Origin of the sequence: Chryseobacterium sp. GP-SGM7, from assembly GCF_049166575.1 — a bacterium.
Classification (GTDB): Bacteria; Bacteroidota; Bacteroidia; order Flavobacteriales; family Weeksellaceae; genus Chryseobacterium.
The window spans coordinates 1,104,297-1,119,585 of record NZ_JBMHFF010000001.1; the positions used below are offsets into that span (position 1 = coordinate 1,104,297).

Here is a 15,289-nt window from a genome sequence, read left to right on the forward strand (position 1 = left end):
AGCTCGACCAATAGGCAGTCTAAGGATTGTACATCTTGCAAAAAGTGGTAACAAAAAGTAAATTATTAATTAATTAAAGTTATCACACAATGAACAAAACATTCAACCTGTTATTCTTTATCAAAAAGAATAAGATCAGAACAAACGGAACCGCTCCCATCTACTTACGAATCACGATAGACGGCAAGGCAGCAGACATTGCCGCTAAAAGGTATATCGATCCGAAGAAATGGGATGTTAAAGCACACAAGGCATTGGGTAATTCGCAAGAAGCCAAAACGCTTAATCTCTATCTTAAAACTTTGGAACAGAAAGTTTACGATTTCCACTACCTGATGCTAAAAGAAGAAAACTTTGTAACGGCAGAGGGTTTAAAATCTAAACTGCTTGGAACTGACATTGAGCAAAGAATGCTTATTCCGATATTCCAAGAGCATAATGACAAAGTGGAAGCTTTGGTCGGTCAGGATTTTGCCCCAGGAACATTAGAGCGTTATAAAACTTCTTTAAAGCATACGCAGGAATTCATTAATTGGAAATACAAAGTTTCTGATATTGATATCACGCAAATCGATCACGGTTTTATCAGTGATTATGATTTCTGGTTGCGCAGTGTGCGTAAATGCGCAAACAATACAGCCGTTAAATACCTCAAAAATTTCAAAAAGATCATTCGTTTGTGTATGGCACACGGTTGGATCACCAAAGATCCTTTTCTCGGCTATAAAGCAAAAATAAAGGCTGTCGAACGTCCATATCTTACCAAAGACGAAATTCAGATGATTTACGAAAAGGAATTTGCATCAGACCGATTGAACCAAGTTCGGGATATCTTCCTTTTTAGCTGCTATACCGGATTGGCTTACGTGGATGTCAAGCAATTGTCTAAGTCTAACATCAACGTTGGGATTGATGGTGATCAATGGATTTTTACCCATCGTCAAAAGACCGATACCTCAACCAGAGTTCCATTATTGCCTGTGGCTCAGGAACTGGTTTTAAAATACGAGAACCATCCGCAATGTGTCAATTCAGATGTGCTGTTTCCTGTTCTCAGCAATCAGAAAATGAATTCGTATCTTAAAGAAATTGCGAGTGTCTGTGGAATAAACAAGGATTTGACGTTCCATATTGCAAGGCACACGTTTGCTACTACCGTTACTTTATCCAATGGTGTTCCTATTGAAAGTGTAAGTAAAATGCTGGGGCATACGAATATTAAGACTACTCAGCACTATGCGAAGATTTTGGATAAGAAAGTGAGTGATGATATGGCTATTCTAAGAAGTAAAATGAAAAAAGATGTTTAAAATAAAGATTATTAGTAGATGTTAATATTTTTTGTCTCCTGAATTAAACAATGATGTGGTTAAGTTTGCAAAAATAACTTTCTACTTATTATAGAAAAGTCCTTAAAGATTATATTAGTATATTTAAATCCAATTCTCTTGTGTTTAAAAAGTATTTCTGATATTTTTATCAAAGAATTCTTGAAGGCTAAATACATTAGGCTCTTTTTCATAATTTTCTTTGAGAATAATGTGTAGCTTATTATAATTTTCAGGAAGATACATTCTTTCCGAAAAATACCTCTGTAAATACTCCTCAATAATATTTGCTTCCATGTTTACCGATAAAAAAATTGCATTTTGAAAATTAAACTTATTCAGATATATGATTAATTTTAAAAAATCATATGCAAACTTTTTATATGAAAGATTGTTTTCAGTCTTCACCTCCGCAATTAATCTTTGATTAGCTGCCGATTTATCCTTTTGATCTTGATGAATGATAAAATCAGGAATTAAATAAAATTCTTTAAATTCATCAACTTTGTCATCAGGTATATTAGAGATTTTTTCAAAGCTATTTCGTATTGAGTCTTCACCCATTGAAGAATACGCATATTTTTTTGGTATTTGAAATTGGTGAATCAATTCTCTTGGTTCATCAATTTTTCCTAACTCCAATAAAACAGCGTATTTTTCATTCAATTTTGTGACAAAATTATTTTCATAAGTAGAAAATGTATCTTCATAAATATTGATATTTTCGTCAACTAATTTTACTCGTTGAGTATTATAGTCTCTTTCATCAATCTTATTCAATGCTTCTAAGAAATTTTTAATTGTTGGATTCATATTATTAGTAGCCGAAATTTTTGTCGCAAATTCTATTTTAAGAATTCTTGAATTTTAATTAAAAGTTTATTCAACTTAATCTTATATTTATTGTATTCATCTCTATTAACAACCCAGCTTTCCATCAGTTCCTCTCCTGCATGAGAGATATTATTCTTATTTCGGCGGTCAAAAAACTGCATTGAAAAATTAAGTTGTTTAATAGATAGACCTAACCCATCAAGGAAATCAGTAACATTGATTTTATTATAATTTTTCAATTCCCCAGCATTCGGATCGTTGGTATAGCAGTAATAGTGATAGATATTTAAAAGATGATTAAAAGCGAGATTATATTTACCTTCAATTTCAGCTAAAGTCAGCATTTTAATCTGTTGCATCAATGTGTTTTTACTAGTAAGAACATTACCGTTAATAGATATATCTTCATAGTCGTAAACAATCGTAGTACTATCTAGCATTCTTTTAATAAGCGTTAGGTAATAATTACTCTCTTTGATATCAATAATCTCTTGTGTAAATGCTGTGTCAGGTTTATTCGACAGCAAATATTTTTCTAATAAAAATAAATATTGTGGATTGCTAAGTTTAAAATCCATTTTGTCAATCAAAAAGTCCTTTAGCAGTTTATTTTGATTAGAATGCTTCAATAAATATATCAAAGATTGGGTACTTGAAAGTGTTAGAACAGGATACCAATTTAAAAACATTTTGTCGACCAAAATCTTAGCATTCGCTGAATTTAGGTATTGTTTCATAGAAGTGGAAAAAATTTCTTTTAGTTTATTACTGTCTTGTATAGTGATCGATACTTTACCAGTTGATCTATAATCTTTTTTCAGTTTTTCTACTATAATCTTAATTTCTTCAAGCTTTTCTAAAGGTTTTTTATCTTCTTTAAGGGTATCAGGAATACTAATGACTTTTTCTTTTTTGATGAATTTTTCAAAGTCAGCTGTGTCACTAATTATTACTGCTTGAGTTTTAAGTTCATTTATTTTTAATCCTAAATTATCATAAAGAAATTCAGAGATACTTGTTGTGATATCAAAGATTTCGTCTCCAATAGTATCGTTTTTAAGTCCTTTATTTCTTTTGTAAATGAGATAAAAATCATCTACATATCGGCAGTATATAAAATCATCTTCTTTGGATACGCTTAAATTCTGTACAAAATTATCAAGTTCAAATAGATATAAATAGCTTAAAAAATTAGAAAGAATATTTTGGGAAAACAAAGGAATACCTTTAAGAGATCTGTTTATGAATAAAAGCAGATTCTTAATTTCTTCTATCGTTGAGCTATCAAAGTTCTGTTTTTTTGAATTTGAAGGAACTGCAAACTCTTGGATTATATCAATTAAAATCTCAAGATCAATGGATTTGAAATAATCTTGAATATCTAATTTGATTATTACTGCTTTCTTTTTTTTGCTAAGGATGTTTTCAATTTGTTTATTAACTTTATTATTGAAGTCGATGTAGTCGGCTTGATAATAGAGCATCGATTTTTCTGGATCTTTAAAATTTATCTTTCCTCCATAGTAAGTAGAAATATTAGCTCGGTTTTCTTTTTTCGTTTCGATGACTTCATATGAATCTTTTACTAGATCAAATATGTAAAATCCTAAGCCATAGTAAAGAATGAGCATCTCAAATGAAAGAAAATTAAATTTCCTTGCACCATAAACACCCTTTGGTATCAGATAATCTATATTATAAAAGATGTTATTATTGTTATAAAGTTGATCTTTTTCTATAAGATCATCATAGAATTTCTGACAATCAAAATTTTTTGTAACCTCATCTTTCCTGTAAATCTCAAATTCCAAGGTTTTAAAAGAAAATTTATCATCTTCTATTTGCAGATTTATTAATTTAAAAGCCCTTTCAATATGATCTACCTTTAAAAAATTTCCAATATTGTAACTTTCTACCATTGACACAGTTTAAGATTTACGACGGATGTCAGATATAGCATGAATTAGTTTTTATAGTTCTATATTTTTTATAATTACTGTTATGTGAAATTGTTGGTAATCCATCCATAATTTATAAGATGAGCCAAATTATTTCGTTCTGTTGAGTCTTGAACTGTTCTCAAATACCTATTATTATGTGACCCAACAACCTCAATTTTTGATCCCCAGTTCCACCTTTCTGTACTGTAATTCCAAATAAGAGTTTGTGCAGAATTTAGCGAGCTATCGAGAAGTTGAACTGCCTGGGCTTTTGTATATTTAGTAGCTTTCTGGAAAGTGTTCTCCGTGATGTTAACTGTATGGACGGCATAATGTGTAATTACATTATTAGCATCTTTCCAAACACCAGATATTGCATAATGTGCCATTTAAATTATTAATTTATTAAATTAGTGTCTTTTTGTAATGATTGAAGAATCAGATCTTTATTTGTTTTCGATTTGTGGTGGTTTCTACAACAATACCATCTAATCTGCTATTTATTTCTTCCAATGAGGGATTAGTACTTTCAATCCACTCAGAAATTTCTTTCATCTCATTGCTGCTGGTAGTCGCCGTAGTAGTCGTTATGATTTTTTCTTTTCCACTTTTCAATATGGTGACATCCCATCTCGGACCTCCTGCATATACAGCAGCATACATGATTTTTGCTTTAGTTATGGAAGTACCTCCTGTTATGCAAGCATGATAAAACATCAAGTGAACATCCTGCCAATTCTCTGTTTTTTTATCGCAATGATAGTCATGAATAACAGAGGCATTTCTATACTTACCTTCATAAGGTCCTCCAATTATTGTCCAAAATGCTTGTGGAATTGAAGCGCCATCAACAATAGTATTTTTAGGAACTTTCCAGAGCTTTCCGTTCGGATCTATATAACTAAATTCATGTTTTAGCTTCATCGATCTTCCATCATTGAGCCATTGCACAGTGACGTCACCAATAAATTTATCTATTGTTTGTTGGCTGCTTAAGACCAGTGGGAAAAATAGCAGTAGTAAAATAAGTTTCATGGTTGGTTAGTTTTAACCAAAGTTAGTATTTTTTGTGGATTTTGTAGGTAAAGTTTTAAAAATTAGCAATTTATATTTTGATTACTGTTGGAATTTGTATCTACTTAATTTACAGTCATTACCTTTCTGAAGTATTTTCTATCTTAAACAAACGTCCCATATTAAGAGTTTTGTTTCTTTTTCTATATAATTTGCGGTAAGATTTTCATTATAAATTAGTCTGCTTTCAATATTTCTATTAAGTGGTTGAAAAACATTGAGAAACCTTTTGTCAAAATTATTGGTTTTCTGCTTAAGCTGATGATCTATAATATCATTTGTTATGATATAGTCGGCAGGAAATCTATTTACGATTTTACTTCTTATTTGATGACCTATCATTTTACTATCTGCAACACAAATAAATAATCCGTTTGTTTTGTTAAAATAGGATTCCAAAGCTATACGTACCATATCATTTAAGAGCTTTACCAGACGAGCAGTTTTATTAATGGATTCAAGTTCATTACTGTTTTGGCGAAACAAACCAAACTCAACAGATAGTTTGAAATCATTTTCATCAACCACTAAGTCTATCAATGGCTTTTCATTTCTATAGGATATTTTGTCTTTTGCTGGAATAAAACACTGGTGATTAATAGGAACTTCAATTTGAATTTGAGAAGCCCTAAATTTATAGGTGTCCATTAGACTTACAAAAAAATCATATCTTATGGAATCTTCACCAATTGACAATAGAGGCTTTCTGTCCAATCTTTCTTCTAATAATATTTTAAAGTTCTGAAAAAGGTTCTGCATTTATTTTTGTTTCTAAGAATTAATTTTTATAAACAAGTCTTGTAATATTCCAGCAATTCGGTTGTTTGGGGAAAAATAAAATAATCAGAGTTTGTAAGCATATATGAGTTCAGTTCGTTTATTTCTTCTTCATCAGTTTTTTTCTTTTGGTTTTTTAGCATAATGAATAATTAATGCTACACGCGGATTTAACGCATAGTAAACCCTAAAGTTTATTACTTTGCTATTGATATCTTTTATGTCCTTCTCTAAATTAATCAAAGGCTGATCCGATGTGATAAATTCTTTCGTTGTGAAATTATGATAATTGTTTTATTCTTATTCAGATAAAGACTTTTTATGAATCACATCTCGGCAGTAGCTTAGCTTAACTCTTTAATTTTAGTTTTGACAGAATAATTCATTTGGTCTTCTAATTTTGTCCATAAAAAAATATAAATGAAGTCAGGAATCAGAGGACTTAAAATCCTGTTTTGATAAATTCTGTCTTGTATTCTTCTAAGTTCTTCTGTATCAATAGACGAGTTAATTGATATTTCTTTCAAATTATCTTCGATAATTTCTCTTAATTTTTGTAAATTATCTACAGATTCTAAGCTGGTATTATATTCTTTATAAGTAAAAGTAAAGATTGGAATCGAAGGTAGAATAACTTCAATCATAAACTTCATTAGTGATAAATTATCAAATAAGGATAAACCTAGCAATGTAATAAAAGTCACCATCGATAAGGCAATAAGAAGCTGGTTGTATTTCTTTTTAATATTTTGATCATAGCAAATATTCATTCTTTGACAAAAAAGTATAGCTACATTTGTACTTATGTTTTCAATCTCTTTTGAATACCAATTTGTCACTTTTTCAATTTTTTGAGGATTATTTTTATCCTTTTTTGAATATCTTCTAATTATATCAGTATCAACAAACGTAGTATTTAACAACTCATTAGTTTTTAAAGGAAATATGTTTGTATCAAAATCCTCTTGTATTGATGCAGCCATTTTTTTACATCTATCAATATATATTTCAAAAATTTTTTCTAAAACGATTGCAATCACTGTAAATAAAACATAAATCCAATGTCTTTCGTCTATTTTGATTTTTGAAAAGTTTGTCACTAACGAAATTATAATCGGAACAAACACCGTGAGTGAAATAAGAAAGTAATTAACTTTTTTTGCATTAGAATACAACCTTCTTTGCGCAAGAAGTCTATCTATATTTATTTCAGAATTTTGTTTTTCTAATATGTCTTTACCTCTATCCATAAATTGGGAATTTTGATCCAAAAATTTCACGCCATTTATTAATAGCTTTTTCCTGATTTTTTTCCGAAGTTTCTGCGGTTATTGCTTCCAAAGATTTATTATATGCCCAATTAGCTTTTTCTGAAATAGAATTTTTTTGATCAAAAGTAAGGTTATTTAAATTCCCTTGGATACCTTTTGGGTCATCAACATTGTAAAAAATATTATTCGCTAAATAATTAAAAAAGTCTTTAATATCATAATCAATCCATTGTGATAGTTCAGTTTTTGTTTTTACAAAATTGATTACAAATTGCTCAAATAGATACGATCCTATTGTATAAGATGAATTATGCTTATTCCAATATTTTAATGTTCTTATGAGTTGTAATAATCTACCATTATAATTCTGATTGGTTGATGTGACCAATTCTTGATCTATTCGAGGATCAGTAGCCTTCCAATTACCACTTCCATCTGGTATTAAATAAAGATTTGTATCGGTATAAAAACAAGGAACAATATCGAAAACCCACTCGTAACTTTGAAGACTTAATGTTGCTGCTTCACCTCTTGAGTGTAAGTCAGCCGATTTATAATGCTCAATTATTGAGAGAGAATTTTTCACTTTGTTAACTACTTTTCTGGAATTTAAAATATCACCATCTGATAATTTTTTCAATCTTTCACCTGCGTTTGGTGTTTGAATATAATATGTAGTTCCAGATTGAAGATATGTAGCACCATCCGCTGTAAAACAGAACATAATATCAATATCATCAAGTTCTCTAATTTTTGTTTTTCTTGAAAAGGACCCATATTTAATATGTCTATCTTGATATTTAAATGGGAAATCTAAATTATCTTTTGAATCTAATGTATTTAATTGTCCCCAGAGCCACTCTCGGCTAGAGATAGCTTTTACTGTTCTATCGGGATTTAAATTGACAGAATCCCTATTAAATTCACTGAATGCAGAATCTACTGTTTGCGGCATAGTATTATTAATATAATTGATAAGTCAAATTTACTCTCTTCTTCACATTTAGTTTTACGGCTTTCCGTAAACAGCAAAAATAAAGACCAACATAGAATGAACAATCAGTATTTTCACTGATTTTTATTTTATAAATTCTATTTAAGCTCAAGTTTGGTATACTCGAAAATGACTTTACGGATTACCGTAATTTTCAAATACTAATTCTATCTAATTTTGAAAAAAAAATTAATAGCACTTTCTAATCAGGGCAACTACATTAACTAAAACTATTTTACTACTATGATAACTTTAACAATAATTCTTATATTTTTATTTACGATTTTTCTTATAAATTCTGCAGTAATAAAATCTACACAAAATAAGTTTCCAAAAAATAGTGAAGCACAAAACCTTAGGCTAACAGAAAAATTGAGGCAGTTAGTTTTAACTTTAGGTTTAGCTATGATTTTTATTTCAATAATCTATATTAATTTTTTTTATAAATCGTCATTAGAAATTTCAGCTGAAAAAGAGAAAAAACAAAAAATAGAAAGAGTTTCAGCCCAAAAATTAGCGGAAGAAAATGAAATCAAGCGATTGGGACTTACAAAAAATGAAATTGAAATTTTAAATCAACGTGCAATTACTGTTAAAAGCCTTTCGGATGAAGTTGAAAATGCATATTATATCTTGAAATCTAAGAAATATTTTGTTGATACTGAAATTATAAGATTTACCGGCCTCGCTAAAAAAACCAAAGGATCTAAATTTGAAGGCAAAATTGAAAAGACCAAGGATTCGTTAATAAAGAATGAAAATTTAATCGGTAAAAAACAGATTGCTGATTTAGATAAGAAGCAAGCTGCAGAAGAATCCGAAGCAAGATTAAAATACGGAAAGGATCTTAGAAATTTATTACTCGACAGAAGTTTGGATATTACAGTTAAGGTTTTTGGTAAGGGTAATAAAAAAATGAAGTTGACCTATGTTCTTTTTAATGATGTGTGGTTTAGAAAATTTGAAACATTAGGATATTTTGATATGATACATGAAAAAGGATTCACACAAATTGAATTGTCAGATGGTTATGGATACGGTCGAGGAATGGAATATGGTAAATGATAATATATTCAAATATAAAAATTAATCTAACTTTATTTTAAAATCACTTATAGTAATTTTGAATGGATTGTCTTCTAAGATTTTAACTAAATATTTATTACATGATAGCTCGCGTAAATTATACTGTTGTTAACTTCATTACTGCTAGTTATAATATAAGTTTTTAATTACTTCTTATCTTCTGCTTTAAAGAATAGAATTAATCCAACACTAAAATATAAATGATATACAAAATCGGGCATAACAAGTTAATTGTCATTTTATATTTAAAATTCTTATTTTTAATTTTGAAATAAATTAAAACTTTTTATAACAATTCTGGGGAGGATTTATAGATTTAAGTTGGTAATAAAAACTACTTATTATTTGAAGAAATTATCGGACTAATTCATATAAATCAAACAAGTATATAAGTTTAAACATTTTAAAACTATAATTATGAAAATAAGAAATGATTTTGTTTCCAATAGCAGTTCTGTAAGCTATATCATAACGATGAAGAAAGAGCTTTTAGAAACCATGGAAAGAGCCTTTGGGAGTTACACAGATAAGGAAGTTGCTAAAATCAGAGATTTTGTAAAAGAAGATCTTCTTGAGAATGGAACAAGAGTATATCTTGGAGATGAAGACATTTATTACAAGAAAATTGAGTTCAATACTGACGGAGATACAAACACAAAAGAATGGATAGAAGCAGAAGGAAAAGAAGTGGATTTGTCTCAAATGGATGATGAAGAGATTTGGAAATATATTTATGGGGAGTATATAATGAAAGGTGAGCTTGGGAAAATTTATGGATTTGGAGTAACTCAAACACAAACTTATTAATTATGAACTTGATTAGAAGACACAGTGAAGAATACAATTTTATAGCTGACCCAAAATCAGGTATAACAATGCGATGGGGAAAAACAGTCAATGATGATCCTTATCGAGCACCTATGCCTGAATTGGTTGATATTTCGATATCTAATCACTGCACCAAGGGTTGTACCTTTTGTTATAGGGACAGTGTGCCTAACAATGTTTTTATGAGTTTAGAAGACTACGAACGTGTAATTCAATCATTAAATCATGAGCGTTGGGGAAATGTTTTTCAGGTGGCATTAGGTGGCGGTGAGCCATTAGAACATCCTGATTTCATTGAGATATTAAAAGTAACAAGAAAATATAATGTAGTCCCGAATTTTACTACAAATGCAATGCATATCACAAAAGATATAGCCGAAAAAATAAAACCACTTGTTGGTGCAGTTGCCATTTCTTATCCAAATATTCGATCAATACCATTATCCAAGGCGCATATTTTTATTGAAGAAGGAATTAAAACAAACATTCATTTCATACTTGACAAGAAAAGCATAAAGCAAGGAATTGAGATTCTGGAGGGAAAATATAATAACCTACTTAAAGGTTTTAACTCAATTATATTTCTGACGTTTAAGCCTATGGGAAGAGGCAAAGAAGATTTGTGTTTACAGCTGAATGATGATTTGAAAAAATTCTGCAAATTGGTGGATGCACATTCCTGCAATCTAAATATTGGGTTCGATTCGTGTTTTATGCCAATGTTGATGCACTTTACAAATACTACAATTGATTTTATTGAGCCTTGCGAATGTGCCTTTTTTTCAGCTTATGTGGATGAGAATCTAAATGTAAAACCGTGTTCTTTTGCAAATCATAATAGAGACACATACAGCTTGAGAGAAAAAAGTTTTTCTGATATATGGAATGGTCATTGGGAAACGTATCGAAGTGCACAAGTGAATACTTGTGAACGAACCTGTAAAAATAGTAGTAACTGTAGAGGTGGTTGTCCATATTATAGCCAGATCAATTTGTGTAAAACAGAAAATAAGGCAGAGGCATTAGTATGATTAATATTTTATGGAGTCAATTTGATAGTAACCAACAGGCTAAAGACATAAGTTTTGAATCTTTTTGTTTTCAAGTCGCTTACCTCCGTTATTCCAAGTATGGATATTTTGATAATTTTTATAATACCCCAGGTTCTGAATTTTACTTATTACTTCATACAGACTGTCCAGAGTTAAATCTCAGAGCTGGAGATGAAATAGGATGGCAGGTTAAGTGGTGGTATAATACCGAAGATAACACGAGTCTTACGAAGGAAAGAAGAACACATCTGGAGAATAATTTTGCTACCACATTAAAAGAACATCCTAATATTAAGTTGTGGATTGTTTGTACACCAGCAAGCTTTAAAGAAAGTGCATTTAAAGAATTAAAAACATCATTAAATAAGTTATCATCAAAATCAAAAATTTTGCATTGGAATAAAGAGACCTTTAAGAACTTCTTATCCAGTGAACATTCAAAATTTGGAGGATTATTTCATCATTATTTTAATACAAATTTTATAAGTTTTGACCTTGTAAAAGAATACACGCAACAGCAAATACAACACTTACATACAAAGTTTGATACTGACCTCTATGTCCCTTCGGATTACGATGAAGAAATCCTGTACTTACTTAACTACAAAGAGATTTATAAAGAAATTGAACTTAAAAGTACATATATACAGGATGATATTAAAAGCTCAAAAAAAAATATAGAGAGAAAAGATTTAGAATCATTTTTAAACGCAGATTATGCTAAAGATGTTTTGGCGCTAATCGATTTCATTTGCAATACTCTTGATGAAGTCTGTATTATTTTGGATTCAAAATTAAGTATTGAAAAGTGTAGAGATTTAGATGAAAAGATTAAATCTTATCTTAAAACGTATCGTTCATATGCAGATAAATTAAACAAAACTATTAAAGATGGAAAGTGGGCGAAAAGCAAAAAAGAAAAGCAATACGACTGGCGTCACGAAGACATCATTGAACAGATACATCTTTTACATAGTCATTTTGTTACAGTTGAAAACTTTGAAAGAAGAATCCATAATCATAAGACAATACCAACCCCACTTGTAGAATTATTAGACTTAATTTATCAAAAAGAGGTACATATTCTTAGCAGTGCTGGTTATGGCAAAACAAACATTGCTTGTAATATAGCTAAAACCTGTATTGAAAAAAATATTCCGGCAGTTCTATTTCTGGGTTCAAATTTTAGGAAATCTGATTTCCCTCAAAAAATAGCATTAGAATCTTTGGGATTAGAAAGGTATTATGATTTTAAACAATTTTTGCGGGCTCTTAATACATTGGGTTTTATTAAGGGCTTTAAAATACCAATAATTATTGATGGGCTAAATGAAAGTAACCCCTACAAAGAAATTTGGAGAACAAACATTTATGACATCATAACTGAAATTAAAAAGCTTGATTATGTATGCCTGATCACAACTTGCAGAGACAGGTATATTAATTCAATCTTTGAGAAGAATAGCATAACTGATATTCAAAATACATTTGTTTTGGAGGGGCTTACGGAAAAACAAAAAAAATCGGCCGTACCTAAGTACTTCAATAAATATGACATAGTTCCGACATCCTGGAACTTTAATAAAGACTTATTCAACCATCCTCTTTTATTGAAAATATTTTCTGAAGCTAATACAGGAAGTAGAAATATTAATATTTCCATTGACAATGTTTTTCAAAGTTTCGATAAGTATTATGATAACATCATCAGAAAAGTTACCGATGATGATAACTTAAGTAAAAAAAACATCAATTCTAGAGTTTCGCAGGTGTGTGAAAAGTTATGGAATGACAATTCCCGAGATATTGATATTGTTGATTTCGTTTCCATTATTTCTCCCAATAGTGATACGCTTGCAGGAACAATAGCGGACAAAATTTTGGATGAAGGTCTTTGTCTATTTCAAAGAAATTTGGATGAAACTGATAACGAGAAAATTCAGTTTGCCTACGATTTAGTGGCAGGCTATCTTATTGCTTCAAAAGTTTTATTAGTAAATGCTAAAACAGCAGATGATGCGAAAGAATGGCTAAACAAAAACGATATTCAGAACAAACTATTTACTGAAGATAATGCACATCCTTTGGCTGAAGATATAATGATTTCATTATTGTATCTTTTACCTTCAAGATATGGTGTAGAGTTTTTTGAATTATTCGACAATACGACAACTTTAGAAATTAGCTACCGAAATATTGATTACTATATTGGTAATACTTCAGGGCAAGAAAAATTAAGAAAAATATTTTCAAAATCGACAAAGGATGATATTAACCATAACCTTCTTTTGAGCAAACTATACGAAAATATATTTCAAAAGAAAGTTCACGGGCTCTCATTATTTACAATGTCTGTTTTACTTCATTTAAAGCAAACGGAGATCGATATTCTTTGGACAGAAATTATACGGAAAAATAATGCAACAACTTATGATTTGTTAGAAGCAATCAATAAAGCTTCATTACGAGAAAAATTAACAGCTATTGAAGCGGAAGAATGTTTCTACATTTCATTCATTAGCACAGTATCTACAAATCAAATTCTTAGGGACTTTGCTACCGAAAACCTATATTTAATTGGGCGGTCTTTTCCTAATCAATTGTTTCGATTTTGCAAACAATGTTTTGATTTCAAAGATGCAAATGCAATAGAATCACTTATTGCATCCATATGCGGAACTTTGTTGGCTGTGAGAGAAAAAGACTTGACTGAGAATGCGCTCAAGCTTATGATAAGTGATTTTTTGCCTAATTGGAAAAATACTCATATTGGAGTAATTGAGTATATTTTAACAATTACCGAATTCGCCTATGAAAACTTCAAACTTGACTATCGAAAAAAAATTAAATTTAATAAAGGTAATTTTAGAATTTCTACAAAGAAGCCCACCAAATCTCAGAATGGGAAAGCTTATTCTCGTTTTAATGCTTCGCTTTCAGGTGTAGATATGTACGATTTTGTTAAACATCAAATAGCAGGAATTTCAACAAGTAGTTACGAAGGACATAACACTTTTTCGGAGAGTGATTGCATAGAATTTATTTTAAAGAGAGTAAAGGAGAATGGCTATAACGAAAAACTTTTTGACTCAATTAATAAGCAGTTTAAAGAAGAGAAAAATTACAGGTATGGATATGGTTCTAAAATTAAATTTTATGCAGAAAAATACCTTTGGCAGTCTTACTTTGAATTTGTAGGCTATGTATTTTTAGATGATAGACTTAAGTCAGGTGACAAGAACCGATACAGGTGTTTAGACGTTCGTTATGACCCAACTTTTCCAAGACGTGCAGTGCGAAATCAAATTATAGCAAATTGTTTTTTTCCTTCCAGCAAAGAAGAAGTGCAAGAATGGATTGATTCTGATGATAACGATTTTATAGATTCTTACTATATACACAAACTTTTCACGAATGAAGAATGGGTGCTACTTTCTGCATCTATTAATCAGAAAGGGAAAGAAAATGATACACAATTTAATTTGTTTACACATTCATTTTTGACATCGAAAAGTAAAATCAATAAGTTTAAAAAAAGTATTGAAAACGGAAGCTATTATTCTGGTGATAGCAATTCTTTCTATAATATTTATGCAGGAGAAATCAATTGGAGCAAATTTGTTAAAAATACAGACCGAAGTTATGGTGAAGAAGAATTTGAAATGGATGAGCTCGTTTGGGAATACAGATGGTCAGGTTGGTCAAATAACCGGTATCAGAATCCAAGTTTTCCATTTTTAAATCCTAAAATTTCCAATATCAATCAATTTTATTTCAATCCGAAAGATTTATCTTTTTACAACTCAAAAAATGAGCAAGTAACTAAGTTCATTTGGACTGAATCAGCAAAGCTATATTATATAAAAAAGGAATTTCTTGAAAGTATTATTGAACAACAGAAAAAAGAATTGGTTTGGTATCAATTTGTATCAAAGTATGGTGAATTTGGAAAATATAGTGAGAATAAACTTAACCCTACTTATAGAGATTTACGAAAACTATTGCAGTATGGTTTGATGAAAATAATTTAAGTTGTCTAAGTTTAGAAAAAAAGACTCTTTACATTTTTTAGCAAGTCACCATACTGTTAGTTTAACAATTACCT

Annotated in this window: 12 protein-coding genes; 5 read left to right on the plus strand and 7 right to left on the minus strand. The window is 29.9% G+C overall.

All coding sequences use genetic code 11. From position 1 onward, the window contains the following. The first annotated feature begins 89 nt into the window (after positions 1 to 89). Complete coding sequence (locus ACOOWA_RS04890) at positions 90 to 1,310, plus strand: site-specific integrase (RefSeq protein WP_421373632.1); 1,221 nt, start codon at positions 90 to 92, stop codon at positions 1,308 to 1,310. 144 nt (positions 1,311 to 1,454) lie between these two features. On the opposite strand, the gene ACOOWA_RS04895 is transcribed toward ACOOWA_RS04890, so the two are convergent. The 7 genes from ACOOWA_RS04895 to ACOOWA_RS04925 all read right to left on the minus strand — a co-directional run bounded on the left by ACOOWA_RS04895 (position 1,455) and on the right by ACOOWA_RS04925 (position 8,179). After that, complete coding sequence (locus ACOOWA_RS04895) at positions 1,455 to 2,108, minus strand: hypothetical protein (protein WP_421373634.1); 654 nt, start codon at positions 2,106 to 2,108, stop codon at positions 1,455 to 1,457. Positions 2,109 to 2,173: 65 nt separating this feature from the next. After that, on the minus strand, positions 2,174 to 4,081 hold the full coding sequence (locus ACOOWA_RS04900; RefSeq protein ID WP_421373635.1) for a reverse transcriptase domain-containing protein: 1,908 nt from the start codon (positions 4,079 to 4,081) through the stop codon (positions 2,174 to 2,176). 80 nt (positions 4,082 to 4,161) lie between these two features. Beyond that, a complete protein-coding gene (locus ACOOWA_RS04905) occupies positions 4,162 to 4,491 on the minus strand; it encodes a DUF3892 domain-containing protein (protein WP_421373636.1) in 330 nt (109 codons plus the stop codon). A 49-nt stretch (positions 4,492 to 4,540) separates the two neighbouring features. After that, a complete protein-coding gene (locus ACOOWA_RS04910) occupies positions 4,541 to 5,053 on the minus strand; it encodes a DUF1353 domain-containing protein (RefSeq protein ID WP_421373638.1) in 513 nt (170 codons plus the stop codon). Positions 5,054 to 5,275: 222 nt separating this feature from the next. After that, complete coding sequence (locus ACOOWA_RS04915; RefSeq protein ID WP_421373639.1) at positions 5,276 to 5,935, minus strand: hypothetical protein; 660 nt, start codon at positions 5,933 to 5,935, stop codon at positions 5,276 to 5,278. 362 nt (positions 5,936 to 6,297) lie between these two features. Beyond that, the gene (locus ACOOWA_RS04920; RefSeq protein ID WP_421373641.1) at positions 6,298 to 7,203 is read right to left on the minus strand and encodes an S-4TM family putative pore-forming effector; all 906 of its coding nucleotides are present in this window, start codon (positions 7,201 to 7,203) and stop codon (positions 6,298 to 6,300) included. Next, positions 7,196 to 8,179 carry an SMODS domain-containing nucleotidyltransferase gene (locus ACOOWA_RS04925; protein ID WP_421373642.1) on the minus strand — a complete coding sequence of 328 codons (984 nt, stop codon included), beginning with the start codon at positions 8,177 to 8,179 and terminating at the stop codon, positions 7,196 to 7,198. Before ACOOWA_RS04925 ends, ACOOWA_RS04920 begins: the two co-directional genes overlap by 8 nt. 282 nt (positions 8,180 to 8,461) lie before the next feature. On the opposite strand from ACOOWA_RS04925, the gene ACOOWA_RS04930 reads away from it, so the two are divergent. The 4 genes from ACOOWA_RS04930 to ACOOWA_RS04945 all read left to right on the plus strand — a co-directional run bounded on the left by ACOOWA_RS04930 (position 8,462) and on the right by ACOOWA_RS04945 (position 15,215). Further along, entirely contained in the window at positions 8,462 to 9,283 is an 822-nt protein-coding gene (locus ACOOWA_RS04930; RefSeq protein WP_421373643.1) for a hypothetical protein, read from the plus strand. A 438-nt stretch (positions 9,284 to 9,721) separates the two neighbouring features. Continuing rightward, entirely contained in the window at positions 9,722 to 10,111 is a 390-nt protein-coding gene (locus ACOOWA_RS04935; RefSeq protein ID WP_040996276.1) for a hypothetical protein, read from the plus strand. Positions 10,112 to 10,113: 2 nt separating this feature from the next. Then, on the plus strand, positions 10,114 to 11,163 hold the full coding sequence (locus ACOOWA_RS04940) for a radical SAM protein (RefSeq protein ID WP_216444842.1): 1,050 nt from the start codon (positions 10,114 to 10,116) through the stop codon (positions 11,161 to 11,163). Next, on the plus strand, positions 11,160 to 15,215 hold the full coding sequence (locus ACOOWA_RS04945) for a hypothetical protein (RefSeq protein ID WP_421373644.1): 4,056 nt from the start codon (positions 11,160 to 11,162) through the stop codon (positions 15,213 to 15,215). The genes ACOOWA_RS04940 and ACOOWA_RS04945 overlap by 4 nt, the downstream gene beginning before the upstream one ends. The last annotated feature ends 74 nt before the right edge of the window (positions 15,216 to 15,289 follow it).

What these genes read in the sequence shown, in the direction of transcription:
- ACOOWA_RS04940 (WP_216444842.1), top strand. Translation starts at nt 10,114, where the DNA reads ATGAACTTGATTAGAAGACACAGTGAAGAATACAATTTTATAGCTGAC.
- ACOOWA_RS04915 (WP_421373639.1), bottom strand. Translation starts at nt 5,935, where the DNA reads ATGCAGAACCTTTTTCAGAACTTTAAAATATTATTAGAAGAAAGATTG.
- ACOOWA_RS04930 (WP_421373643.1), top strand. Translation starts at nt 8,462, where the DNA reads ATGATAACTTTAACAATAATTCTTATATTTTTATTTACGATTTTTCTT.
- ACOOWA_RS04945 (WP_421373644.1), top strand. Translation starts at nt 11,160, where the DNA reads ATGATTAATATTTTATGGAGTCAATTTGATAGTAACCAACAGGCTAAA.
- ACOOWA_RS04925 (WP_421373642.1), bottom strand. Translation starts at nt 8,179, where the DNA reads ATGCCGCAAACAGTAGATTCTGCATTCAGTGAATTTAATAGGGATTCT.
- ACOOWA_RS04935 (WP_040996276.1), top strand. Translation starts at nt 9,722, where the DNA reads ATGAAAATAAGAAATGATTTTGTTTCCAATAGCAGTTCTGTAAGCTAT.
- ACOOWA_RS04905 (WP_421373636.1), bottom strand. Translation starts at nt 4,491, where the DNA reads ATGGCACATTATGCAATATCTGGTGTTTGGAAAGATGCTAATAATGTA.
- ACOOWA_RS04890 (WP_421373632.1), top strand. Translation starts at nt 90, where the DNA reads ATGAACAAAACATTCAACCTGTTATTCTTTATCAAAAAGAATAAGATC.
- ACOOWA_RS04920 (WP_421373641.1), bottom strand. Translation starts at nt 7,203, where the DNA reads ATGGATAGAGGTAAAGACATATTAGAAAAACAAAATTCTGAAATAAAT.
- ACOOWA_RS04900 (WP_421373635.1), bottom strand. Translation starts at nt 4,081, where the DNA reads ATGGTAGAAAGTTACAATATTGGAAATTTTTTAAAGGTAGATCATATT.